The sequence below is a fragment of the Amycolatopsis anabasis genome (assembly GCF_009765355.1).
GTDB classification, from domain to species: Bacteria; Actinomycetota; Actinomycetes; order Mycobacteriales; family Pseudonocardiaceae; genus Amycolatopsis; species Amycolatopsis anabasis.
In genome coordinates this window covers 56,576-79,427 of sequence record NZ_VTHK01000008.1, presented here as the reverse complement: position 1 = coordinate 79,427, position 22,852 = coordinate 56,576, and the positions used below count along the sequence as shown (strand labels likewise).

General features: G+C 70.7%; 23 protein-coding genes. 9 read left to right on the top strand and 14 right to left on the bottom strand.

The features are described from left to right. Nucleotides 1-4: 4 nt before the first annotated feature. The 8 genes from FXO23_RS12880 to FXO23_RS12845 all read right to left on the bottom strand — a co-directional run bounded on the left by FXO23_RS12880 (nucleotide 5) and on the right by FXO23_RS12845 (nucleotide 7,535). A complete protein-coding gene (locus FXO23_RS12880) occupies nucleotides 5-1,783 on the bottom strand; it encodes a glycosyl transferase (protein ID WP_246257178.1) in 1,779 nt (592 codons plus the stop codon). A gap of 123 nt (nucleotides 1,784-1,906) precedes the next feature. After that, on the bottom strand, nucleotides 1,907-2,338 hold the full coding sequence (gene arfB / locus FXO23_RS12875; protein WP_179956754.1) for an alternative ribosome rescue aminoacyl-tRNA hydrolase ArfB: 432 nt from the start codon (nucleotides 2,336-2,338) through the stop codon (nucleotides 1,907-1,909). Further along, complete coding sequence (locus FXO23_RS12870; RefSeq protein ID WP_158884356.1) at nucleotides 2,325-3,011, bottom strand: lysoplasmalogenase family protein; 687 nt, start codon at nucleotides 3,009-3,011, stop codon at nucleotides 2,325-2,327. The genes arfB and FXO23_RS12870 overlap by 14 nt, the downstream gene beginning before the upstream one ends. Next, nucleotides 3,011-4,081, bottom strand: coding sequence for a phosphoribosylformylglycinamidine cyclo-ligase (gene purM, locus FXO23_RS12865; RefSeq protein ID WP_158884354.1), 1,071 nt, complete (start codon nucleotides 4,079-4,081; stop codon nucleotides 3,011-3,013). Before purM ends, FXO23_RS12870 begins: the two co-directional genes overlap by 1 nt. A 30-nt stretch (nucleotides 4,082-4,111) precedes the next feature. Continuing rightward, nucleotides 4,112-5,650 carry an amidophosphoribosyltransferase gene (gene purF / locus FXO23_RS12860; RefSeq protein WP_246257177.1) on the bottom strand — a complete coding sequence of 513 codons (1,539 nt, stop codon included), beginning with the start codon at nucleotides 5,648-5,650 and terminating at the stop codon, nucleotides 4,112-4,114. Nucleotides 5,651-5,776: 126 nt separating this feature from the next. Next, complete coding sequence (locus tag FXO23_RS12855) at nucleotides 5,777-6,199, bottom strand: hypothetical protein (protein WP_179956753.1); 423 nt, start codon at nucleotides 6,197-6,199, stop codon at nucleotides 5,777-5,779. Continuing rightward, nucleotides 6,183-6,422 (bottom strand): DUF397 domain-containing protein, encoded by a 240-nt coding sequence (locus FXO23_RS12850; RefSeq protein ID WP_158884352.1) that lies wholly within the window; start codon nucleotides 6,420-6,422, stop codon nucleotides 6,183-6,185. The genes FXO23_RS12855 and FXO23_RS12850 overlap by 17 nt, the downstream gene beginning before the upstream one ends. Nucleotides 6,423-6,653: 231 nt before the next feature. Continuing rightward, nucleotides 6,654-7,535: a helix-turn-helix domain-containing protein gene (locus FXO23_RS12845; RefSeq protein ID WP_158884350.1), complete on the bottom strand. Its 882-nt coding sequence runs from the start codon at nucleotides 7,533-7,535 to the stop codon at nucleotides 6,654-6,656. A 182-nt stretch (nucleotides 7,536-7,717) separates the two neighbouring features. On the opposite strand from FXO23_RS12845, the gene FXO23_RS12840 reads away from it, so the two are divergent. Continuing rightward, entirely contained in the window at nucleotides 7,718-8,569 is an 852-nt protein-coding gene (locus FXO23_RS12840) for an SAM-dependent methyltransferase (protein WP_158884348.1), read from the top strand. Here FXO23_RS12840 and FXO23_RS12835 read toward each other — a convergent pair. Further along, entirely contained in the window at nucleotides 8,566-8,946 is a 381-nt protein-coding gene (locus FXO23_RS12835; protein WP_158884346.1) for a sterol carrier family protein, read from the bottom strand. The two genes, FXO23_RS12840 and FXO23_RS12835, sit on opposite strands and share 4 nt — an antisense overlap. Nucleotides 8,947-9,001: 55 nt before the next feature. Between FXO23_RS12835 and FXO23_RS12830 the strand changes: the two genes are divergently transcribed. The 4 genes from FXO23_RS12830 to FXO23_RS50740 all read left to right on the top strand — a co-directional run bounded on the left by FXO23_RS12830 (nucleotide 9,002) and on the right by FXO23_RS50740 (nucleotide 12,938). Continuing rightward, a complete protein-coding gene (locus FXO23_RS12830) occupies nucleotides 9,002-9,622 on the top strand; it encodes a type VII secretion system-associated protein (protein ID WP_158884344.1) in 621 nt (206 codons plus the stop codon). 226 nt (nucleotides 9,623-9,848) lie between these two features. Continuing rightward, complete coding sequence (locus FXO23_RS12825) at nucleotides 9,849-10,673, top strand: lysozyme (RefSeq protein WP_425484861.1); 825 nt, start codon at nucleotides 9,849-9,851, stop codon at nucleotides 10,671-10,673. Nucleotides 10,674-10,863: 190 nt separating this feature from the next. Continuing rightward, nucleotides 10,864-11,760 carry a lysozyme gene (locus FXO23_RS12820; RefSeq protein ID WP_158884342.1) on the top strand — a complete coding sequence of 299 codons (897 nt, stop codon included), beginning with the start codon at nucleotides 10,864-10,866 and terminating at the stop codon, nucleotides 11,758-11,760. 140 nt (nucleotides 11,761-11,900) lie between these two features. Then, the gene (locus FXO23_RS50740) at nucleotides 11,901-12,938 is read left to right on the top strand and encodes a hypothetical protein (RefSeq protein WP_179956752.1); all 1,038 of its coding nucleotides are present in this window, start codon (nucleotides 11,901-11,903) and stop codon (nucleotides 12,936-12,938) included. Between the two features lie 11 nt (nucleotides 12,939-12,949). Here the strand turns inward: FXO23_RS50740 and FXO23_RS12810 are convergent, their stop codons facing one another. Continuing rightward, complete coding sequence (locus tag FXO23_RS12810; protein WP_158884340.1) at nucleotides 12,950-13,522, bottom strand: helix-turn-helix domain-containing protein; 573 nt, start codon at nucleotides 13,520-13,522, stop codon at nucleotides 12,950-12,952. 13 nt (nucleotides 13,523-13,535) lie between these two features. On the opposite strand from FXO23_RS12810, the gene FXO23_RS12805 reads away from it, so the two are divergent. Then, nucleotides 13,536-14,054, top strand: a complete 519-nt coding sequence (locus tag FXO23_RS12805) for a GNAT family N-acetyltransferase (RefSeq protein WP_158884338.1) — start codon at nucleotides 13,536-13,538, stop codon at nucleotides 14,052-14,054. A 184-nt stretch (nucleotides 14,055-14,238) separates the two neighbouring features. Continuing rightward, nucleotides 14,239-15,324, top strand: a complete 1,086-nt coding sequence (locus FXO23_RS12800) for a pentapeptide repeat-containing protein (protein WP_158884336.1) — start codon at nucleotides 14,239-14,241, stop codon at nucleotides 15,322-15,324. A gap of 219 nt (nucleotides 15,325-15,543) precedes the next feature. Here the strand turns inward: FXO23_RS12800 and purL are convergent, their stop codons facing one another. Then, nucleotides 15,544-17,844 carry a phosphoribosylformylglycinamidine synthase subunit PurL gene (gene purL, locus FXO23_RS12795; RefSeq protein WP_158884334.1) on the bottom strand — a complete coding sequence of 767 codons (2,301 nt, stop codon included), beginning with the start codon at nucleotides 17,842-17,844 and terminating at the stop codon, nucleotides 15,544-15,546. Between the two features lie 80 nt (nucleotides 17,845-17,924). Between purL and FXO23_RS12790 the strand changes: the two genes are divergently transcribed. Beyond that, the gene (locus tag FXO23_RS12790; RefSeq protein ID WP_246257174.1) at nucleotides 17,925-19,568 is read left to right on the top strand and encodes an ABC transporter ATP-binding protein; all 1,644 of its coding nucleotides are present in this window, start codon (nucleotides 17,925-17,927) and stop codon (nucleotides 19,566-19,568) included. Beyond that, a complete protein-coding gene (locus FXO23_RS12785; RefSeq protein WP_158884332.1) occupies nucleotides 19,559-21,307 on the top strand; it encodes an ABC transporter ATP-binding protein in 1,749 nt (582 codons plus the stop codon). The genes FXO23_RS12790 and FXO23_RS12785 overlap by 10 nt, the downstream gene beginning before the upstream one ends. An 85-nt stretch (nucleotides 21,308-21,392) precedes the next feature. Here FXO23_RS12785 and purQ read toward each other — a convergent pair whose 3' ends face one another. The 3 genes from purQ to FXO23_RS12770 form a co-directional block, all read right to left on the bottom strand. Beyond that, entirely contained in the window at nucleotides 21,393-22,070 is a 678-nt protein-coding gene (gene purQ, locus FXO23_RS12780) for a phosphoribosylformylglycinamidine synthase subunit PurQ (protein ID WP_158884331.1), read from the bottom strand. Next, complete coding sequence (gene purS, locus FXO23_RS12775) at nucleotides 22,067-22,306, bottom strand: phosphoribosylformylglycinamidine synthase subunit PurS (RefSeq protein WP_158884329.1); 240 nt, start codon at nucleotides 22,304-22,306, stop codon at nucleotides 22,067-22,069. The genes purQ and purS overlap by 4 nt, the downstream gene beginning before the upstream one ends. Nucleotides 22,307-22,420: 114 nt before the next feature. After that, complete coding sequence (locus FXO23_RS12770; RefSeq protein ID WP_246257210.1) at nucleotides 22,421-22,843, bottom strand: L,D-transpeptidase; 423 nt, start codon at nucleotides 22,841-22,843, stop codon at nucleotides 22,421-22,423. Nucleotides 22,844-22,852 lie beyond the last annotated feature (9 nt).

Sequence of the window (22,852 nt, the reverse complement as noted above, 5' to 3'; positions counted from 1 at the left end):
ACCCTCACCGTGAGGACACGGCCGCACTCCGCTCCGGTTGTGTGAACTGAGTCACAGTGCGCACGTCCCAGGCCCACACCCCGTCCACCGGTCCGCCGGGATCGCCCAGCAACGCGGTGACCGAGGCCCGCAGGGCGCCGAAGTGCTCGTGCGGGGGCAGCACCACGACGTCCGCGCCCCAGAATCTCAGGTCGGCGGCGGCCTGGTCGCGTTCGGCGTCCCCGACGTCCGCCGCCACCCCGGATTCGCCGACCTCCTCCAGCAGCTGGGAGGTCCGCGTGCGGCGCGCGCCGTAGGTTCCGTTGCGCTCGGCACTGCCATCCGGGCCGACGAAGTACCCCTCGGCGAGCGGGAAGCCGAGGTTCGCCGCGACCTGCCAGTGCAGTGCCCGCGCGTCCCCGGAGTCCGGCAGCGGCACGACGACGACCGAACCGCGCGTCACGAACCGCTGCCACGCGCCGTCGGCGAAGAAGGCGGGCGTGGCCGGACGGGGCGCGGCTTCCAGCGGGGTGGGCGCGATCGGGACGAGTACCGCGGCGAGCACGCCCCACCACAGCACCCGCAACCGGCGGCGGCCCTGCGGTGCGGTCGCGATCACCGCGAGCGCGCGGTCGGTGGCCAGGGCGAGCAGCACGCCGACCAGCGGCACGCAGCCGAGCGCGAACCGCGACACCAGCACGGAATCCAGCAGCGGCAGGTGGAACAGCAGCAGCCAGGGCCCCGGGATCGCGGTGACCGCGCCCCCGGCGATCAGCACGATGCCGAACGACAGCCAGGCCAGCGCGAGCGTGGCCAAAGCCAACGCGCGGGCGAGGACATTCCGCCACAAGCAGATCGTGAGCGCGCCGAACAGGATCACCAGCGGCCAGCCGAAGAACGCGTTCTCCTCGGTGCGGTTCAACGAGTATTCCCGTGCCGCGGCGGGATCCCCGGCAATGCTTTCGGTGGCGAACGAGGTGAACGCCGCGAGGTCGTTACCGGCCAGGCCGTGCCACAGCGTGCCGTAACTCTGCGGCCCGAAGAACTGCCACCACAGCGGGAATCCGCACAGCACAAGGGAAACCCCGGCCGCCACGCCGAGCCCCCTGGCCAGCGGGCGCAGCATCGGGCCGACTTCCCGCGGCCGTAGCATCGCGTAACAGGCCGCGAAGACGCCGAAGGTGATCGCGCCGAGCAGCAGCGGTTCCTCGCCGAGGAAGATCTGGGCGGTGACCAGCAGTCCGATGTGGACACCGTCGCGCACCGGCCGCGTGCTCGTGCCCAGCCGGATCACGCGCAGCACCAGTACGGGCAGCAGGAACAGCACGACGAAGTTGGGATGCGCGTTCGCGTGCGAGATGATCGGCGGCGCGAACCCGCAGAACGCGCCGCCGAGCGCGGCGGCCGGGCGGGAACGCCCGAAACCCCGGTGCAGCACCAGGAACCAGGCCGCCGCGGTCCCGGCGAGCCCCCCGGTGAGCGCGAGGGCGAAGGTGACGGTCGGCCCGAAGAGCCAGGTCACCGGCGCCAGCGGGATGCCGATCCCGAGCATCGCGGTATTGGCCATCAGGTTCACGCCGAGCGGATGGTTCTGCAGGTCGGTGGTGAGCGGGTTCTCCAGTTCCGCGACCTTCCGCGCGGTGACCGCGAAGAACCATTCCCACATGTTCTGGTCCTGCATGCTGTTGACCAGGTACCCACCCCGCAGATCCATCCACAATGGACCGATCACCACCAGCGCGGCCACCAGATACCCCAGCAGGACAAGGAAATCGGCCCGCACCCATCGAACCCGTCTCGCCACGCCCCCGAAGGCCAGGGGGACCGGCCGCACTGTTTCTCGCACACCCCGGAGACACCCCGAGCATCCCACCAGGCTGCGTGACCCCCGTCACACCCGCGCTTTGTCGGCCAAGTGCGAAGCCTGTTAGTCGTCGAACTTGCCGCGGCGGCCGCGTTTCACGTCGCCGCGGCGCTTCTTGGCGGCGAGGCGGCGTTCCTTCGAACCCCGGGTCGGTTTGGTGGCCCGGCGCTTCGGGGGCGGGGGCGCGGCGGCCGCGCGCAGGACGTCGGCCAGCCGGGCCCGCGCGGCCTCGCGGTTCGCCAGCTGGGCCCGGTGTTCGCTCGCCGTGATCGTCAGCACCCCGTCGACCAGGCGCCCCGCCAACCGGTCGAGCAACCGCGCCCGCAACGGCTCGGGTACCGACGGCGAACGGGCGACGTCGAACGACAGCTCGACCCGCGAATCGGTGGTGTTCACGCCCTGCCCGCCGGGCCCGGACGACCGGGAGAACCGCTCGCTCAGTTCGGCGTCCGGGATCACCAGCGCCTTGGTGACGACCAGGTCAGCCCCGGGCACCGGACGAGTCCCGCCCGCCGAGCAGGCCGTACGCGAGCAGCCCCTGCGCCGCGGTGTAGGTGGCCATCACCGCGCCGTCCACGAGATCGAACCGGCGCGCGGAACCGCCGAGCCCGCGGAACCGCCCGGCGGCGAGCAGCGTGTCCGAGGTGAGGAACAGCAGCGCGCCCGCGATCGTCGCCGCCGACCGGCGCGCGGGCAACCGGCCCGCGGCGTCCACCGCGAGCGCGCCCATCACCCCGATCACCGTGCTGTACACCGCGATCGGCGCGCGCAGTTCCTTCGGCGCCGCGGGCTGGATCGCCGCGTTCACCGCGACGACCCCGGCCGCGAACGGCGCCGCGAGCCACGGCCTCCGCCGCAGGTATCCCCGGTCGCCCGGCGTTCCGGCGGCCGCGGCCAGCCAGCCCGCGTGCCCGGCCAGGAACCCGCCGACCCCGGCGACGAACGCGCGGTCACCGTCGCCGAGCAACGCCACATCCCCGGCCGCGGAACCGGCCAGCGCCAGCGCCGCCCCGTGCCGCACCGGGCGGGCCGAACGGCTGCCGGGGAGCGCGGCGGCGGCCAGCGCGGGCATCAGCGCGGGCTTGGTCACCCGCCGGACCCGGCGCGCCCGCCGCGCCGCGGCCACTGTGTCCACAGTGGACAAAGCGGCGTAGGCGAGCCAGCGCATCAGAATCGGGGATGCGCGCCGGACAGCACCGCGCGCGGGCCGTCCGGGTCCTCGGCGGGCCGGACCTCGCCGAGCAGCCACGCGGGCACGTGCCGCGCGGTGAGCACGGCCAGCGCGCGGTCGGCGTCCTCGGGGCTCACCACGGCGACCATGCCGACGCCCATGTTGAACGTCTTCTCCATCTCGGCGGCGGCCACCTTGCCGCGCTGCGCGATCAGCGCGAACACCGGCGCCGGGGTCCAGGTGCCGCGCTCCAGCGCGGCGGTCAGCCCGCGCGGGATCACCCGCGCCAGATTGGCCTCCAGCCCGCCGCCGGTGATGTGCGCGAACGTGCGCACCTCCGCCTCGGCGGCCAGGGCCAGGCAGTCCTTCGCGTAGATCCGGGTCGGCTCCAGCATCTCCTCGCCGAGCGTGCGGGCGAACTCCTCGACGTGCCCGTCCAGCGGCATCCGGGCGATCTCCAGCAGCACGCGCCGGGCCAGCGAAAACCCGTTGGAGTGCAGGCCGGACGACCCCATGCCGATGACCACGTCCCCCGGCCGGACCCGCTCCGGCCCGAGCATCGCGGACGCCTCGACCACGCCGACCCCGGTCGCGGACAGGTCGTAGTCGTGCTCGCCCATCAGCCCGGGGTGCTCGGCCGTCTCGCCGCCGAGCAGCGCGCAACCGGCCTGGACGCAGCCTTCCGCGATACCGCCGACGAGGGCGGCGATCTTCTCCGGCACGACCTTGCCGACCGCGATGTAGTCCTGCAGGAACAGCGGTTCGGCGCCGGTGACCACGAGATCGTCGACGACCATGGCGACCAGGTCGACGCCGACCGTGTCGTGCTTGTCCAGCGCCTGCGCGACGGCGATCTTGGTGCCCACGCCGTCGGTGGAGGACGCGAGCACCGGCTCGGTCCAGCGGTCCAGCTTCAAGGAGAACAACCCGGCGAAACCGCCGACGCCACCGAGCACCTCGGGCCTGGTCGCACGCTGCGCGTGCGGCTTCAGCAGCTCGACTGCTTGGTCACCGGCATCGATGTCGACCCCGGCGGCGGCGTACGTTGCGCTCGTGGATTCGCTCACGGCAAGCGCTCTCCATCCCTGAACCAGACGCTAAGGACGCCGGACGGCGTCCTCGGCACCGTACCCCGCGGGGGCGACGGGCCGAGCCGCGCCGTCCGCGGCCTCGAGGCTCTCCAGCAGGTGTTTGCCGATGAGCGCGTCGTCGGGCAGCGGGATCGGGTACTCTCCGCTGAAGCACGCGGTGCACAGCCGCGAGCGGGGCTGTTCGGAGGCCGCGACCAGGCCGTCCAGCGAGACGTACCCCAGCGAGTCGGCGCCGATCGAACGCCGGATGCCGTCCAGGTCCACCCCGTTGGCGACCAGTTCGGCCCGGGAGGCGAAGTCGATGCCGTAGAAACACGGCCAGCGCACCGGCGGTGAGGCGATCCGGACGTGCACCTCGAGCGCGCCCGCCTCGCGCAGCATCCGGACCAGGGCGCGCTGGGTGTTGCCGCGGACGATCGAATCGTCCACCACGACCAGGCGCTTGCCGCGGATGACCTCGCGCAGCGGGTTGAGCTTCAACCGGATGCCGAGCTGGCGGATGGTCTGCGACGGCTGGATGAAGGTGCGGCCGACGTAGGCGTTCTTCACCAGGCCGGAGCCGTACGGGATGCCGGACGCCTGCGCGTACCCGATCGCCGCCGGGGTGCCGGATTCCGGAACCGGAATGACCAGATCCGCGTCGGCCGGATGCTCGTGGGCGAGTCGCCGCCCGATGTCGACCCGGGTGGCGTGCACGCTGCGCCCGGCGATCGAGGTGTCCGGCCGGGCCAGGTACACGTACTCGAAGACGCAACCCTTCGGTTCGGGGTTCGCGAACCGGGACGACCGCAGGCCCTCGGCGTCGATCGCCAGCAGCTCACCCGGTTCGACCTCGCGGACGAAGGACGCGCCGACGATGTCCAGCCCGGCGGTCTCGCTGGCCACCACCCAGCCGCGTTCCAGGCGGCCGAGCACCAGCGGGTGCACGCCGTGCGGATCGCGCGCCGCGTAGAGCGTGTTCTCGTCCGAGAAGACCAGGCAGAACGCGCCGCGCAGGGTGGGCAGCAGCTCGAGCGCGGCGGCCTCGATGCCCTTGTCGGCGGCGGACGAGGCGAGCAGCCCGCAGATCAGATCGGAGTCGCTCGACGATCCGGTGAGCCCGGCGTGCGGCTTCAGCCCGGCCGCCGCCGTCCGGTCCCGCAGCTCGGCGGTGTTGACCAGGTTCCCGTTGTGCGCGAAGGAGATCCCGCTGCCAGTGTCGGTGGTGCGGAAGATCGGCTGCGCGTTCTCCCAGATCGTCGCGCCGGTGGTGGAGTACCGGCAGTGGCCGACCGCGACGTGGCCCTGCAGCGAGGACAGGACCTGCTCGTCGAAGACCTGGCTGACCAGCCCGAGGTCCTTGAACACCACGATCTGGTTGCCGTCGGAGACGGAGATTCCCGCGGCTTCCTGCCCGCGGTGCTGCAACGCGTACAGCCCGTAATAGGTCAGCTTCGCGACCTCTTCGCCGGGCGCCCAGACACCGAAGACTCCGCATTCCTCACGCGGCTCGGGGTCGGGCTGTTCGGCTGGGGCGTGTCCGGCGTTCAACTGGTCGGAAACCACCGAGGTGCTCCTGAGGACGAGGGCGGGCTGAGTCCCAGTGTAAACGGCCGCCGAACGGCAGAAGCCCCGCCCGGAGTGGCTCTGACCACTCCGGACGGGGCTTCCCCCGACTCCCTGGACGAAGTTCTAGGACGCCGCCAGCCACTTCGAGCGGGCCCCGTCACCGGGCACCCAGCAGCCCCTGGCTGCTGGTGTGCCCGGCGCGGCGGCCTCCCCCGGCACGTGATCCTCCGGCAGGGTCAGCACCTCGTTCAGCACGGTCTGCACCGAACCGGCGGCCTGCCAGTAGACCTTCTTCGGCACCATGACGTCGGGCTCGTCGCCCGGCATGCGGGTGGCGATCACATCGTCCTCGGCGTGCAGCCGGACCACGTCGATCACGCTGTCGTGCACCCGCACGCCGACGACGGCGACGACCTCGCCCTCGGCGTTGCGGGGGTGGACGAACTGGTAGCCGCGCCCGATCAGCTCGTTCAGGCCGCTTTCCATGTCGACGACGACTTGGTCGCTGACTTGATCGCTCTCCAGGGTGTCAGTGGACGAGGTCATCGAACTCACCGTCTTTCGCACCCGCGACGAAGGCAGCGATCTCGGCACGCGTGTAGACGAGAGCGGGTCCGCTTGGGAAGCGCGAGTTGCGTACCGCGATCTCGCCGGACTCCAGGGGCGCTACCTCGACGCAGTTCCCCACCGCGCCGCTGTACCTGCTCTTGCGCCACGAAACATCGGCAAGAAGCTCGGCTGAGATGCCGTTGACGATCTGTTCCGCCATGATCCCCACCCTTTCCCGACTGATCACTGGGGGATTGCATATGCACGTGCATTTGACTGTGACGATGACGGTAGCACGTGTGCGTGCAGGAGAGAATGCACGTGCACGAGCTGTCTCAAGGTCTTTTTCACCTGGTACACAAGCCCTTCAGCCAATGGACACCATTGGACGAAAAAGCCCGTCACTCGATCGAGTGACGGGCTACGAAGCGTTACGGAAAACGGTTGAAGATCAAATTTCGGACCGCATCTTCGACAGCATCTGACGCGACCGGTCCGGCGTTTCCGCGTCCACCGCGAGCCGGTCGAGCGCACGGCTGTACGCCTCGATTTCGTCCGATTTTTCCAGGTAGAGCGCGCCGGTCAGATGCTCGACGTACGCGATGTTCGGCAGTTCCGGCTCGGCGAACCGCAGCAGCGTGAACGCACCCTCGGCCGCGTAGCCGCTCATCCGATAGGGCACAACCTGAAGGGAGATGTTGGGCAGCGTGGTGAGTTCGAGGATCTGGTCGATCTGCGCGAGCAGCACCCGGCGCCCGCCGATGGGCCGGTGCAGCACCGATTCGTCGACGACCGCCCACAGGCGCGGCGCCTTCGGGTTCAGCAGCACCTTCTGGCGGCGCATGCGCAACGCGACCATGCGCTCGACGTCATCGTTCGCCGCTTCCGGACGACCGTGGCTCGCGATCGCCCGCGCGTATTCCTCGGTCTGCATCAGGCCCGGCGCGAACTGCAGTTCGTAGGCCTGGATCCGCGCGGCGGCCTCCTCGAGCCCGACGAAATCGTCGAACCACTTCGGCATCAGGTCGTTGTAGCGATGCCACCAGCCGGGCTGGTTGGACTGCTTGACCAGCGCCAGGAACTGTTCCCGTTCCTCCGGGTCGGTGACGCCGTACATGGTCAGCAAATCGGTGACGTCGCGTTCCTTGAAACCGACGCGGCCGAGTTCGAGCCTGCTGATCTTGGATTCCGAACCGCGGATGCTGTATCCGGCCTCGGCGCGCGTGATTTCCGCGCGTTCCCGCAGGCGGCGAAGCTGAGTGCCCAGGATCATCCGGCGAGCGGTGGGGCCCGTGCCCTGTTGCTCGACCGACGAAGCGCCCACGGCGACCATTACCGGAACCTTCCCTGGATCGCAGGAATTTTGATCAACCCATGGTACCGGAGAAAAACTGCCTGATTGTCGAACGTACACCCAGACGGCGCATAGTCAAGGGCTCCCACGTTTACCCCAGGCGTACGAACCCCTACCCTAAGTGTGATCTGCCCTACTTTTACTCACGCCTGGAGCTCGTGATGCCCGGTACTGCCGCTGCACGTTCCGATGCACGTTCCGACCGAAAGGTTCCAGTAGGTGTCGACCCCACGCGGGCGAGCATCGCCCGAGTCTACGACGCCTTCCTGAACGGCAAGGACAACTACGAGATCGACCGGGAGGTCCTCCGCGGCGTTCAGAAGGCCGCTCCCGAGGCACAGGAGCTGGCGTTCGAGAACCGGGGCTTCCTGATCCGGGCCTGCCGCTTCCTGGCCACGCAGACCGGCATCACCCAGTTCCTGGACTGCGGCTCCGGCCTGCCCACCGCGGAGAACATCCACCAGGTCGTCCAGCGGGTCAACCCGGACGCCACGGTCGTCTACATCGACAACGACCCGGTGGTGCTCGCGCACGGGCGCGCGCTGCTCGAGGAGAACGAGCAGACGCACTTCATCTCGGCGGACATCTTCCAGCCGCAGGAGATCATGGAGAGCGAGGAGATCCGCCGGCACATCGACTTCAGCCAGCCGATCGCGTTCCTGCAGCTGGGCACCCTGCACCACTACGACGGCCCGCGCGAGCGGCCCGCCGAGATGATGCGGGAGTACCTCGAGTACCTGCCCTCGGGCTCGTACGTCGCGATCAGCCACTTCCTGGATCCGGAGAACGAGCACAGCGAAGTGGCCCGCCGGATGGAGCACATGTTCCTGCACAGCCCGATGGGTTCGGGGACGTTCCGCACCCGGGCCGAGCTGGAGGAGCTGTTCGACGGGCTGGAGATGGTCCCGCCGGGGCTGGAGCTGTGCGCCAAGTGGTGGCCGGACGGCCCGCAGCTCAAGCCGCTCAACCAGGTGCAGTACTGCATCGCGGGCGGGATCGGCCGCAAGCCCTAGACCCGCACCACCGGAAGCCAGTGGCCGAGGTCGGCCCGGGTGCCCGAAGCGGTCACCCGGCCGGCCTCGACCGCGTCTGTCCACTGTAGACGGCCGGTGGCGAGTTCCAGCCACGTCCGCGGGTCGGTCTCCACGACGTTCGGCGGGGTGCCCCGGGTGTGCCGCGGACCCTCGACGCACTGCACCGCGGCGAACGGCGGCACCCGGACCTCGACGCTGCGCCCCGGCGCGTCGGCGGCCAGCGTCCGCAGGCTCAGCCGGACCGCCTTCGCCAGTTCCGCGCGCCCGGGTTCCGGTCCGTCTCCGCTCAACCAGGCCGAAATTGCCAACACGGCCGTACGTAACTCACCGGGGTCGACCGAACGCGGAGACGTCATGGCACAACAGTAGAGTGACTCCAGATGCGTTGGCACACGTGATCTAGGGAGGCACATGTCGCAGCGGGACGAGGCCGACCGGCTCGCACCCAATCCGGAACCCGGCCCCAGGCTGAGCAAGCCCAAGATCACCGACGAGATGCGCGGCAACGCGCGGCGGAACCCCAACAGCTGGCTCTACGTCATCGACGAGGCCTTCGACCCGAACGGCCCGGTGCCGTCCTGGGCGGTCGTCGGCGCCTACCCGGTGAACGCGAACGGGCAGATCGTCGAGGACTTCCACCCCAACGACCGGTACCGCCCCTCGCCCAAGGCGCTCGGCTTCCCGGAGCCCCGGAACGAGCTGGAACGCCTCCTGCAGCTCGTGCGGACCAACCACCGGCCGCCCGAGGACCTGCCGCGGGTGATCCTGGACGCCACGCTGTTCGTCTACGCCATGTCGCCGATACAGCGGACGGTGATCGGGTTCCACAACACCGACGGCCGCGTGCTGGTCCCCGCCTACACGTCGAAGGCGCTCGTGCCGGGGGACTGGCCGCACGCCCGGGCGGTGCTCGGGCGGGACATCGTGCCGCTGCTCGCCGGGCACGCGGTGGCGATCAACCCGCACGACCTGATCACCGCGGTCGTGCCCGCCGAGCACCTCACGAAGGCCCTGGCCGAAGAGGGCCGGTAGCCCAATTCGTTCACCTGGTCAAGATCACCCGGGCAGGTGACAACCGATTCGCATATTGCGCTCCATCGAGGCATCGTGTCGCCCGGAGGGTTAGCGTGCGAGCCGCGAGGCGGCAGATCGGGGGCCTGACGTGAACGATGCCGAACCCGTGCGGCGGGCGATGCCACGGGTCATCGCGGCCACCCGGACCCCGGAACCCCCGCCGCGGCCACCGCGCCGCGGCCCGCTGCTCCGGCTCGGCTTGGCGGTCACCGCGGTCGGCGCGCTGACCGCCGGGCTGGTCCACGCCTGGCAGGACCCCGAGGTGGCCCGCACCGGCTACGCGGACACCGCCGACTACAGCCTCGCGGACGCCAACTCGGCGGGTTCGCGGATCGCCGAGCACGAGGGCGTGCACGGGACGCCGATCCGGTACGAGCTCACCGCCCAGACGCTCGGCCACGACGTGAGCGGCCACCAGGGCGACGTCGACTGGCCCGGCGCCGCGAACGCCGGGGCCAAGTTCGTCTACGTCAAGGCCACCGAGGGCACCGGGTTCACCAACCCGCGGTTCGCCCAGCAGTACAACGGCTCCTACGGCGCCGGGATGATCCGCGGCGCGTACCACTTCGCCCGGCCGGACGTGTCCGGCGGCGCCGCTCAGGCCAACTACTTCGTCGACCACGGCGGCGGCTGGTCGGCGGACGGCAGGACGCTGCCCGGGGCGCTGGACGCCGAGTACAACCCCTACGGCGATGTCTGTTACGGCAAGGACGCCGCCGGGATGACCGCGTGGATCCGGGACTTTGCCAACACCTACCGCGCGCGCACCGGCCGGTGGCCGGCCATCTACACCAGCACGAACTGGTGGAAGCGCTGCACCGGGAACACCGCCGCCTTCGGCGCGCAGAGCCCGCTCTGGCTGGCCCGGTACCACACCGAGATCGGCGAACTCCCCGCCGGCTGGCCCGCCCAGACGATCTGGCAGTTCGCCAACAAGGGCAGCCTGCCCGGCGACCAGAACTACTTCAACGGCTCGCTGGAACGCCTGCGCGCGCTCGCCCACGGGTGATCCGTACCGCACTGTCCCCTTCTGTCCGGTATCACGTGCCGTGTTTGTTGGCTTTTTGTTAGCCACTCACACGGACGGCCAGGTTCACGGAATTTAGTGACAAACAGCCATTCATGTTTAACAATCAACGCTCGGGCGGCTACTTGCAGTGAGCCGCCCACCGCGAGGGTATTTGTGAAGGGATCCTGCTATGTCCACTGCACGAAGAAGCTGGCGGCGCGCCCTGTGCGCCGCCTTCGCCGTCTCGGCCGGCGCGCTCCTGCTCGGCGCTCCCGCCGCGGCCGGCGCGTCCCCTGCCGAGGGCGCCGCGGTGCCCGCGACCGTCGACGGCATGCCGGTCGACGACTACGTGCGCGCCAACGACCACGCGCTCGGCTCGCAGATCGCGCGGGTCGAGGGTGACCGGTCGACCCCGGAAACCCGGGACCAGGCCCGGCGCGAACCGGCGATGGGCCCCGACGGGTTCCAGATCACGGCCAGCGTCGAGGGCATCGACGTGAGCGGCCACCAGGGCAACGTCGACTGGAACTACTGGTGGGGCCAGGGCAAGCGGTTCGCCTACGTCAAGGCGACCGAGGGCACCGGGTACAAGAACCCCTACCACACCCAGCAGTACAACGGCTCCTACAACGTGGGCATGATCCGCGGCTCGTACCACTTCGCGCTGCCGGATCGCTCCAGCGGCGCCGCTCAGGCGGACTACTTCGTCGACCGCGGCGGCGCCTGGTCCCGGGACGGGAAGACCCTGCCGGGCGCGCTGGACATGGAGTACAACCCGTACGGCGCCACCTGCTACGGCAAGAGCAAGAGCGGGATGACCGCGTGGATCAAGGACTTCCACGACCGCTACCACGCCCGGACCGGTCGCTGGCCGGTCATCTACACCAGCACCAGTTGGTGGAGCCAGTGCGTCGACGGCGACTTCAGCGCCACGGCGCCGCTGTGGGTGGCCCGGTACGCGTCCGCCCCGGGCACCCTGCCGTTCAACTGGGGCTTCTACACCTTCTGGCAGTACACCTCGTCCCCGATCGATTTCAACCGCTTCAACGGCGCCTACGACCGGCTGGTGGCACTCGCCAACGGCTGATCCCTTCGGCACCCGTCGGCTCCCGCTCGGCTCCGGCCGGGCGGGAGCTCGCCGTTTCCGGGACGTTCACGGCCAAAACCGGGGCGGCCGGTCGCTCAACGGGAGATACTGCGCAGGGCATCCGCACGAAAGGCGCATTCATGACCTACCCGCCACCACCCGGCCAGGGCCCGCGGCCCTACGGCCAGCAGCCCGATCCCTACGGCCAGGGCGGTTACCCGGCCACCGGCGGGTTCGGCCAGCCGCACGGCGGCCAGTACGACCAGTACGGGCAGCAGCAGCCCGGGGGCTACCCGCCACCCGACGGCGGCTATCCGCAGACCGCGCAGTTCCCGCAGTACGGCCAGCCGGGCGGGTTCGGCGGTCCGCCGCCGCCGGTCAGGAAGAGCAAGGCGGGGCTGTGGATCGCGCTGGCGATCGCCGTGGTCGTGCTCGCCGGGATCGGCATCACCGGTTTCGTGGCGCCCGGGTTCTTCCTCGGCGACGACAAGGCGTCCGCCGAACAGGACAAGACCGTGCAGGCGATCGTGAACGCGCTGAACGCCAAGGACAAGGCGGCGCTGACCGCGCTCAAGTGCGCGGACGCCGAACCGGAGGTCGCCTCGCTGATCGACAACGTGGACCGGACCTCCGGCGCCAAGCTGATCAGTGGCCCGACCGCGGCCGCCGCGGGCGACTACACGGCGAGCGTCGAGGTCATGATCAACGGCAAACCCGTGACGTACCAGGGCACCGTCAGCAAGGCGGGCGAGAAGTACTGCTGGAAGAACGCGACCGGCGGGCCCAAGCTGAAGCCGACCGGCAAGCCGACCGGGCTGAACGACCCCACCGCGGAGTCCGAGCCCGGCGAGCCGTCCTCGACGCCGGGCATGCCGCGGAGTTCGGGCGAGGGCACCAAGGCGATCGGCGACTTCCTCGCCAAGCTCAGCGCCGGGGACGCCGCGGGCGCGGGCGGCCTGGTCTGCTCGGAGTCCAAGGCCACCCTGGAGCAGACGATCCAGCAGGCGATCGCGAAGCAGGTGAAGCTCACCGCGGAACCCTCGGGGTCGCTGGAGATCGCCGACTTCGCCTCGGCGGCGATCAAGGGCACGGCCGGCGGCGCGGAGGTCAACGGCCTGGTGTCGGCGAAGAAGCCGTCCGGGCAGAGCTTCTGCGTCGATAACATGTTCTACTTCTAGGTTCTGCTGATTCAAGATGTGCGACTGCTTCGTGGCCGCATGATCAGCGCGGCCACGAAGTAGTGGCAGTCGGCGCCGCCGCGGTTGGCGTAGCCGTGCGGGACGTCGGCGGCGAGGTACACCGAGTCGCCCGCCGCCAGCTCGACCTCCCGCTCGCCGATGGTCATCGCCAGCACGCCCCCGGTCACCACGATGAACTCGTGCGATCCGGCGGCCCACGGCCCGTAGGTGCCCGCTTCGCAGCCGGGCGGCAGGGTGACCGAGATCCACTCGAAGTTCACCCCGGGCACGACCGGGGTCAGGATGGTCCGGCGCCAGCCACCCGGTTCGTGCACGACGTCCTGCTGATCGGCCCGGCGCACCACGATCCGCTGGGTTTCCGGGTCCTCGATCAGGCGGGCGAGCCGGACGCCGAGCCCGCCGGCGATGCGGTCCAGCACCACGACGGTCGGCGCCTTCTCGCCGCGTTCCACCGAGGACAGCATGCTCAGGCTCACCGACGACCGCTCGGCGAGCCCCTGCAGCGTCATACCCCGTTCCACGCGCAGCGCCTGAACGCGCTTGCCCAACGCCAGGAGATCCACCTACGCTATAGTAATGGATCATTCCACTATAGCGAAGGTGGTGCGGCCCGCTTCGCCCGATGACCTCGACTCGATCACCGAGATCTACGCGCATTACGTGCGGACGAGCGTCGCGACCTTCGAGTTGACCGCGCCGGACCGGGCGGAGTGGGAACGGCGGTTCGCCTCCGTCGCCGAAACCGGGCTGCCGTTCCTGGTGGCCGAATCCGCAGGCGAGGTCGCCGGGTACGCGTACTGCTCGCCGTGGAAGACCCGGCCCGCCTACCGGCAGACCGCGGAGGATTCGGTCTACGTGGCGCCCGGTTCGGCGGGACTCGGTTTCGGCGGCCGCCTGCTCGACGAGTTGCTGGCGCGCTGCGCGGCGACCGGGATCCGCGAGATGATCGCGGTGATCGCCGACGGCGGCGACCCGGCGTCGGCGGAACTGCACCGGCGGCGCGGTTTCACCGAGGCAGGGCGGCTCACCCGGGTCGGCTTCAAGCACGGCCGCTGGCTGGACACCGTGCTGTGGCAGCGAAGTCTGCCCCACTGATAGAACCTCTGAGAACCGGAGTGAGCCGCGAAAACGCGCCGAGGATCTCGCCGGCCGAAGGCCCCGCTAGGGCGCCCAACGGCAAAAGCCGAGCGAGGCCCGTGCGGGAGCGCCCGGTCGACGTGATCGCGGAGCGAGTTCTCAGACAGACACTGACGCGTCCGGGCGGCTACCGTTCCACCCCGTGACCGATCCGCGAAACCGCCGCCCCCTGTGGAAGACGCCGCTTTTCGGCACCGTGTGCTGCGCGCTGGTGCTGCTGATCGCCGTCACCGGCTGGTTGTTCACCGACAAGGCCACCAGCCGCAGCGAGGCGCTCAAAACCGGTGGGCTGGCGGCGGGCGCGCTGGTGGCGCTCTACGCGTTGTGGCTCAACGACCGGCGGCGCCAGGTGGAGGAACGCCGCCAGGAGACCGAACGCGAGCGGTACGCGCTGGAGAGCGAGCGGGTCGCCGACGAACGGTTCGCGAAGTCGGTGGAACTGCTCGGGCACGCGACCGACCAGGTGCGGGTGGGCGCGCTGCACGCGCTCGCCGGGCTCGCCCGCAGCCGCCCGTCCTACACGCAGACCGTCCTCGACGTGCTGTGCGCCTACCTGCGCCGCCCCTTCCACCACCCGCGCTGGGACGAGGCGGAGACCGACGATTCCGAGGTCGACCGCGAACTCACCGTCCGCCTCACCGCCCAGCGCCTGATCAAGGACCTCCTCCCGCTCACGTCCGACGCGGAGGCCCCCGCCTACGACCTCGACCTCACCGGGGCCGCCCTGGAGTACTTCGACATCGGCGGGCGCCGCATCGGCTCGCTGATCATCCGCCTCGCCAAACTGCACAGCAGCACCACGTTCCGCGAATGCGAGTTCACCGGACCCACCTGGTTCACCGAGGCGAGCACCGGCGCGGGCCGAACCTCCGGCCGGTTCCACTGCCAGCGCACGGTTTTCCGGGATCGCGCGTGGTTCAGCGGCACCGAGTTCAACGGGCGCGCCGACTTCGAGGGGACGGTGTTCACCGGGAAGACCACGTTCAAGCGCGCGAAGTTCTCGGGCCTGGCGGTCTTCGCCGGCACGACCTTCGAGACCAGCCTGGAACTGGAGAACACGCGGTTCGAAGACAGCACCGACCTGCGCTTCCGGCGCCTGCCCGGAACCGTGGAACTCCACAACACCCAGGTGAACCCGGCCCGCGAACTCCACCTCCCCGAGGGCTGGCGGACCAGGGAACTCCGCGACGGCACTTACCGCATCACCACGGCCCAGGCAAGCGGGTGAGCCCATCCCGGCGCCCGAAAAAATAGCGGGGGACCTTTACTCACGTTCTGCGGTAGTAAAGGTCCCCCGCTCACGTTTCGCCGGAGCAAAGGTCCCTTCCTATCGCGGCCGCCGCCGGGTGCTGGGCGCCGTCCCCAATGCGGCATTGGGGACGTTGAAGGTACCCAACGCCGCATTGGTGACCTCCGAGCACCAGCCGAGTGCGGGGGCTCGGGGTGGCTAGGCGAAGAGGCTGGGGAGGGTGCTCTCCCAGGCGAGGCGGAGTTCGTCGAAGGCGAAGCTCGCCACGCTCTGGATCTCCAGGCCGCCCGCTTCCGGGTCGACCACGCCGGTCTTGCGCCACGGGAGCCCTCGCGCGGTGCACATCTCGGTGAACCGCAGTTCCTCGGTGCGCGGCACGGCGACCAGCACCCGGCCCGCCGACTCGGAGAACAACTGCACGAACGGGTCCGCGTCCTCGTCCAGGACGACCCGTGCGCCGCACTGTCCGATGAGGACGGTCTCGACCAGGGTCTGCGCGAGGCCGCCGTCGGACAGGTCGTGGGCCGCGGAGATCATGCCGTCGCGCGAACCGGCGACCAGGATCTCGGCGAGCAGCCGCTCGCGCTCCAGGTCGACGCGGGGCGGCCGGCCGCCGAGGTGGTTGTGGATCACCTGCGCCCACGCCGAACCGCCGAACTCGTCGTGCGTGTCGCCGAGCAGGATCAGGGTTTCGCCCGCTTCGGCGCCGATACCGGTGGGGATGCGGCGGCGGACGTCGTCGAGGACGCCGAGCACGCCGACCACCGGGGTCGGCAGGATCGCGGTGTCGCCGGTCTGGTTGAAGAAGCTGACGTTCCCGCCGGTCACCGGGATGCCCAGCTGCGCGCAGCCGTCGGCGAGCCCGTGCACCGCGCGTTCGAACTGCCACATCACGCCCGGATCGGTGGGCGCGCCGAAGTTGAGGCAGTTGGTGACCGCGATCGGGGTCGCGCCGCTGGTGGCCACGTTGCGGTAGGCCTCCGCCAGCGCGAGCTGGGTGCCCTGGTACGGGTCGAGGTAGACGAACCGCGAGTTGCAGTCGGTGGAGACGGCGACGCCCCGGCCGGTCCGCTCGTCGATCCGGATCACGCCGGAGTCGGCGGGCTGCGCGAGCACGGTGTTGCCGCGCACGTACCGGTCGTACTGCTCGGTCACCCATTCCTTCGACGCGAGGTTGGGTGAGGCGATCATGCGCAGCAGGGTTTCCCGGATCTCCGCACCCGTCGACGGGCGGGTGAGCGTGTCCGGGGTGTCGGCCTGGATGCCGTCCTGGGCGGCCGGGCGGGCGTAGGGCCGGTCGTACACCGGGCCCTGGTGGGCGACCGTGCGCGGCGGCACGTCGACCACGGTCTCGTCGTGCCAGGTGATCACCAGGTGGTCGCCGTCGGTGACCTCGCCGATCTCGGTGGCGATCACGTCCCACTTGCGGCACACCGCCATGAACGCGTCCACATTGGACGGTTCGACGACCGCGCACATGCGTTCCTGGGATTCGCTGGAGAGGATCTCGGCCGGGGTCATTCCCTTGGCGCGCAACGGAACCCGGTCGAGGTCGATGTGCATGCCGCCATCCCCGGCGGCGGCCAGCTCCGAGGTGGCGCAGGACAGCCCGGCGCCGCCGAGGTCCTGGATGCCGACCACCAGCTTCTGCGCGAACAGCTCGAGGCAGCACTCGATGAGCACCTTCTCGGTGAACGGGTCGCCGACCTGGACGCTCGGCAGCTTCTTGCGGCCCGCGGTGGTCTCGTCGCCGGAGAACGTGTCGCTCGCGAGCACCGAGACGCCGCCGATGCCGTCCAGCCCGGTGCGCGCCCCGAACAGGATGATCTTGTTCCCGGCGCCGGAGGCGAACGCGAGGTGCAGGTCCTCCTTGCGCATCGCGCCGACGCACAGCGCGTTGACCAGCGGGTTGCCCGCGTAGCTTTCGTCGAACACCACCTCGCCGCCGATGTTCGGCAGCCCGAGGCAGTTGCCGTAGCCGCCGATCCCGGCGACCACGCCGGGCAGCACGCGCCGGGTGTCCGGGGCGTCCGCCGGGCCGAAGCGCAGCGGATCGGCCACCGCGAGCGGGCGGGCGCCCATCGCCAGGATGTCCCGGACGATCCCGCCGACCCCGGTCGCCGCGCCCTGGTAGGGCTCCACATAGGACGGATGGTTGTGGCTCTCCACCTTGAAGGTGACCGCCCAGCCGTCGCCGATGTCCACCACACCCGCGTTCTCGCCGATCCCGGCGAGCATCTTCGCCTTCATCTCCGGCGTGGTGGTCTCGCCGAAGTAGCGCAGGTGCTTCTTGGACGATTTGTACGAGCAGTGCTCGCTCCACATCACCGAGTACATCGCCAGTTCGGCGTCGGTGGGGCGGCGGCCGAGGATCTCCCGGATGCGCGCGTACTCGTCCTCGGCGAGGCCGAGTTCGAGGTAGGGCTGCGCGAGGTCGGGGGTCTGGTTCGCGCGTTCGGTGGTGTCGATGGCCAGGGTGTCCGTCTCAGGAGTCGCCACGTGGGAAAGGGTATGTCAAGGGGTTTTCCGGAGAAAAATCGGTCGCGTCCAGCAGCTTGATCGCCTTAACGTCAGGCCACGTGCCGACCGACTATCCCGCGCCGGAGATCCGGCTGCCCGCCAAGCTGACGCCCGTCCGGTTCCTCGGGGCGATCCTGCGGGCACGTCCCTGGCTGGCCACCGCGGCGGGCGTGTTCGGCGCGCTCTGGCTGGTGCCCGGAGCGCTGCTGCCACTCGTGGTCGGCCGGGCCATCGACCGGGGCATCGCGGGCGGGGACACCGCGGAACTGGTCTGGCTGGCCGGGGTGATCGTGGCGATCGGCATCGCGCAGGCGGTCTGCGGAACGGTCCTGGACTTCGCCGGGCACGGGATGTGGATGCACGGCGCGTCGGCCACCCAGCGCACGGTGGCCACCCACACCGCCCGCCTCGGCGCCTCGCTGGACAAGCAGATCGGCACCGGCGAGCTGATGGCCATCTCGTCCTCGGACGACAACCACGTCGGCAACGCGTTCGAGACGTTCGGGCGGCTGGCCGGTTCGGCGGTGGCGTTCCTCACCGTGGGCATCGCGCTGCTCGGCACGTCCCCGCTGCTCGGCACGGTCGCGCTGATCGGGGTGCCGCTCGCGGTGCTGGGCATCGGCCCGCTGCTGGCTCCGCTCCAGCGGCGCAAGGGCACCCAGCGGGAGCAACTGTCCGAGGTGAACGCGCTCGGCGCGGACATCGTGTCCGGCCTGCGCATCCTGCGCGGGATCGGCGGCGAACGGCAGTTCCTCGCCCGGTTCCGGGAGGCCAGCCAGCGGGTGCGCCGCGCCGGGGTCGACGTGGCGCGCAGCGAGTCCTGGCTGGCCGGGGCCGAGGTGCTGCTGCCGGGCCTGGTCACGGTCGCGATCACCTGGCTGGGCGCGCGGCTGGCGCTGGAGGGCACGATCACCGTCGGCGAGCTGGTGGCGTTCTACGGCGCGTCGGCGTTCCTGGTGATCCCGGTGAACACGGCGACCGAGTCGGCGGACGCGTTCGCCTCGGCACTGGTCGCGGGCAAGAAGGCGTGCAAGGTGCTGAGCCTGCGCCCGGTGACCACCGATCCGGAATCGCCGGTGCCGCTGCCCGCCGGGCCGCTCGAACTGCACGATTCGACGACCGGGTTCACCGCGGTCGCGGGCAAGCTGACCGTGGTGGACGACCCGGCCGGGGCGGAGACGCTGGCCGCGCGGCTGGCCCGGTTCGCCGATCCGGCCGAGGGGGAACGGGTGCTGGTGGCCGGGACGCCCGCGGACCAGGTGGCCGTCGCCGAACTGCGGCGGCGCGTGGTCTACGCGCACAACCAGGACATCTGGTTCTCCGGGATCCTGCGCGAGCAGGTCGACTCCGGGCGCGAGTCCGGGGTGGACGTGGAGACCGCGCTGTACGCGGCCGACGCCGACGACATCGTGGCCGCGCTGCCGAACGGGCTGGACGAGCTGATCGGCGAGCGGGGCCGGGAGGTCTCCGGCGGTCAGCGGCAGCGGCTCAACCTGGCGCGGGCGCTGGCCACCGGGGCCGACGTGCTGCTGCTGGACGAGCCGACCTCGGCGGTCGACGCGCACACCGAGGCGCGGATCGCGCGGCGGGTCGCCGAACTGCGCCGGGGCAAGACCACCGTCGTGTTCAGTCAAAGTCCCTTGTGGACACATGTCGCCGATGAGACCGTGCGGCGTTCTGCTGAGGAGTCGTTGTGCAGCTGAGGCTTCCGCTGGCCACCCCGGCGCAGGCGCGCGCCTGGGCCCGGGAAACGCTGCGCGCCAACCGCGCGAGCTTCGCGTGGGTCGTCGGGTTGTTCGCCCTGGCCACCATCGCCGGGCTGGCCGGTCCGCAGCTGCTGGGCTACCTGGTGGACGAGGTGGTCGCGGGTTCGGGCACGGTCGGCGTCGATCTGCTGGCGCTGGCCTTCGTCGGCGTGCTGCTGGTGCAGGGCGGGCTCCGGCGGACCGCGCGGCTGCTGTCCGGGAAGCTCGGCGAACGGGTGCTGGCGCGCAACCGGGAGGAGTTCGTCGCCGAGGCGCTGCGGCTGCCGCTGAGCACCGTGGAGGCGGCGGGCACCGGTGACCTGCTCAGCCGGGCGACGACCGACGTGGACCGGATCGACCACGCGACCCGGCACGCGGTGCCGCAGATCCTGATCGCGCTGATCACCGTGCTCCTCACGGTCGTCGCGATGATCATCACGTCGCCGCTGCTCGCGCTGGCGCTGCTGGTCGCGGTCCCGGTGCTGTGGTTCCCGACCCGGTGGTACTGGCGGCGGGTGCCGCCCGCGGTGGAACGCATGCTGGACAACTGGTCGTTCCTGCAGTCCACCACGCACGAGACGGCCGAGGGCGCGCGGACCACCGAGGCGCTCGGGCTGACCCGGCGGCGGATCGCCCGCGGCGAGCGGACCCTGCAGCAGGCGCTGACCGGCGAGCGGGAGCTGCGGTACCTGCAGGTCCGCTGGATTCCGTGGCTGGAGTTCTCGCACGCGCTGCCGATCGCGGCGCTGGTGCTGCTCGGCGGCTGGGCGTACGGCCAGGGCCTGGCCCAGCTCGGCACGATCACCGCGCTGGTGCTCTACGCCCAGGCGCTGGCCGAGCCGATGGACGAGATGCTGTGGTGGGTCGAGGACCTGCAGGTCTCCGGTACCGCGTTGCGCCGGGTGCTCGGGGTGCGCGGCGCCCGGTCGGCCCGGGAGCGGACGGCCACCGGACCGCCGGATCAGGACATCGAGGTGCGCGGGGTGCACTACGGCTACTCCGCGAATCGCGAGGTGCTGCACGGCATCGACCTGCGCGTTCCCCGGGGCGAACGGCTCGCGATCGTGGGGCCGTCCGGAGCGGGCAAGTCGACGCTCGGGCGCCTGCTGGCCGGGATCGCCGCGCCGGACGCCGGTTCGGTGACGATCGGCGGGGTGGAGGTGTCGTCGATGCCGGACGATCTGCTGCGCGGCGAGGTGCTGCTGCTCACCCAGGAGCACCACGTGTTCGCCGGGACGCTGCGGGAGAACCTGACCCTGCCGGCGCGACCGGGCGGCGGCGAGTGGACCGACGCCGAGCTGTTCGGCGCGCTGGCCGCGGTCGGCGCCGAGGCGTGGGCGCGGTCGTTGCCGGACGGGCTGGACACCCGGCTGGGCGCCGGGGCGCAGGCGGTCCCGGCGGCGATGGCCCAGCAGCTCGCGCTGGCCCGGGTGGTGCTCGCCGATCCGCACACGGTCGTGCTGGACGAGGCGACCTCGTTGCTGGACACGTCGTCCGCGCGGGATCTGGAGCGGTCGCTCGGCGGGGTGCTGGCCGGGCGCACGGTGATCGCCATCGCGCACCGGCTGCACACGGCGGCCGCGGCGGACCGGGTCGCGGTGCTCGAGGACGGCCGGATCACCGAACTCGGCAGCCACGCCGAACTGCTCGCCGCCAATGGCCCCTACGCCCGCCTGGTCCAAGCCGCGAGCGCCTGACCCGGCCCGGCGACTTTCATGAGGGGACCCCTCCGGACAAATTTCGTCAGGAGGGGTCCCCTCATGACAGGGAGGCGGCCCGGGGTCAGGCGGTGACCAGGGCGTCGAGGACGGAGTAGAACATGCCGAGACCGTCGTCGGAGGGGCCGGTGAGCGCGTCGATGGCGTGCTCGGGATGCGGCATCAGGCCGACCACCCGGCCGTTCGCGCTGGTGATCCCGGCGATGTCGTCGCGCGAGCCGTTCGGGTTGCCGCCGACGTACCGGAAGACCACCCGCCCTTCCGCCTCCAGCTCGTCCAAAGTGGACTGAACGGCGGTGTACCGGCCGTCGATGTTCTTCAGCGGGATGAGGATCTCCGCGCCCGGCTCGTAGCGGCTGGTCCACGCGGTCGCCGTGTTCTCCACCCGCAGCCACTGGTCGCGGCAGATGAAGTGCAGCTTCTCGTTGCGCAGCATCGCGCCGGGCAGCAGGCCCGCCTCGCACAGGATCTGGAAGCCGTTGCAGATGCCGAGCACCGGCATCCCCTTGTGCGCGGCCTCGATCACCGAGCTCATCACCGGCGCGAACCGGGCGATCACCCCGGCGCGCAGGTAGTCGCCGTAGGAGAAGCCGCCGGGGATGACGACCGCGTCGACGCCGTTCAGGTCCTCGTCGGCGTGCCAGAGCGACACCGCTTCGGCGTCGGCATAGCGCACCGCACGGGCCGCGTCGACGTCGTCCAGCGTGCCGGGGAACGTGATGACCCCGATCCGGGCGCTCACTCCGACACCCGCCGGACGGTCCACTCCTCGATCACCGGGTTGGCCAGGAAGCCTTCGGCGATCTTGGCGAGCGTCTCGTCGTCGACCGAGTCGTCGACCTCGAGTTCGAAATGCTTGCCCTGGCGGACCTCGGTGATCCCCTGGAAGCCGAGGCGCGGCAGCGCACCGGCCACGGCCTGGCCTTGCGGATCCAGGATCTCCGGCTTCGGCATGACGTCAACCACGACTCGAGCCACGACTGGCTGCTCCCTCATTCGTGCAGGTCGGCGGTACCGCCAAAGCGTACTTCACCGCAAATCGAGCGGGGCCGACGAGCCCCCGACGCTCTTCGGCCCCGCTCGATCCCGGGGTTACTTCACCACCTGCACCACATCCCCGGGCTGGAGTGTGGTGAAGAACTTGGCCGCCGCCTCCTTCGACAGGTGCACGCAGCCGTGCGACCGCACCTTGAGGCTGCCCTGGTGGAACGCGATGCCGTTCGTGGTGAAGAAGACCGAGTACGGCATCGGCCCGTTGAACTGCTTGCTGTAGTGGTCGATGTCCTTGTACCGCACCTTGAACGTGCCGACCGGCGTCCGGTATCCCGGCTTCCCGTGGGTGACCGGCACCCCGCCGTAGGTGATCCGGCCGCCGTCCGTCAGCCAGGCCGTGTTCGTGTGCAACTGGAGGCAGGCCCTGGCCTGCGCGCCGCACGGCGCTTCGGCGGCCTCCGCGGCCGGCGCCAGTGCGATCGCGGTCGCCCCGAGCATCGCGGCTCCGGCGGCCACTCCCATGACCCTGCG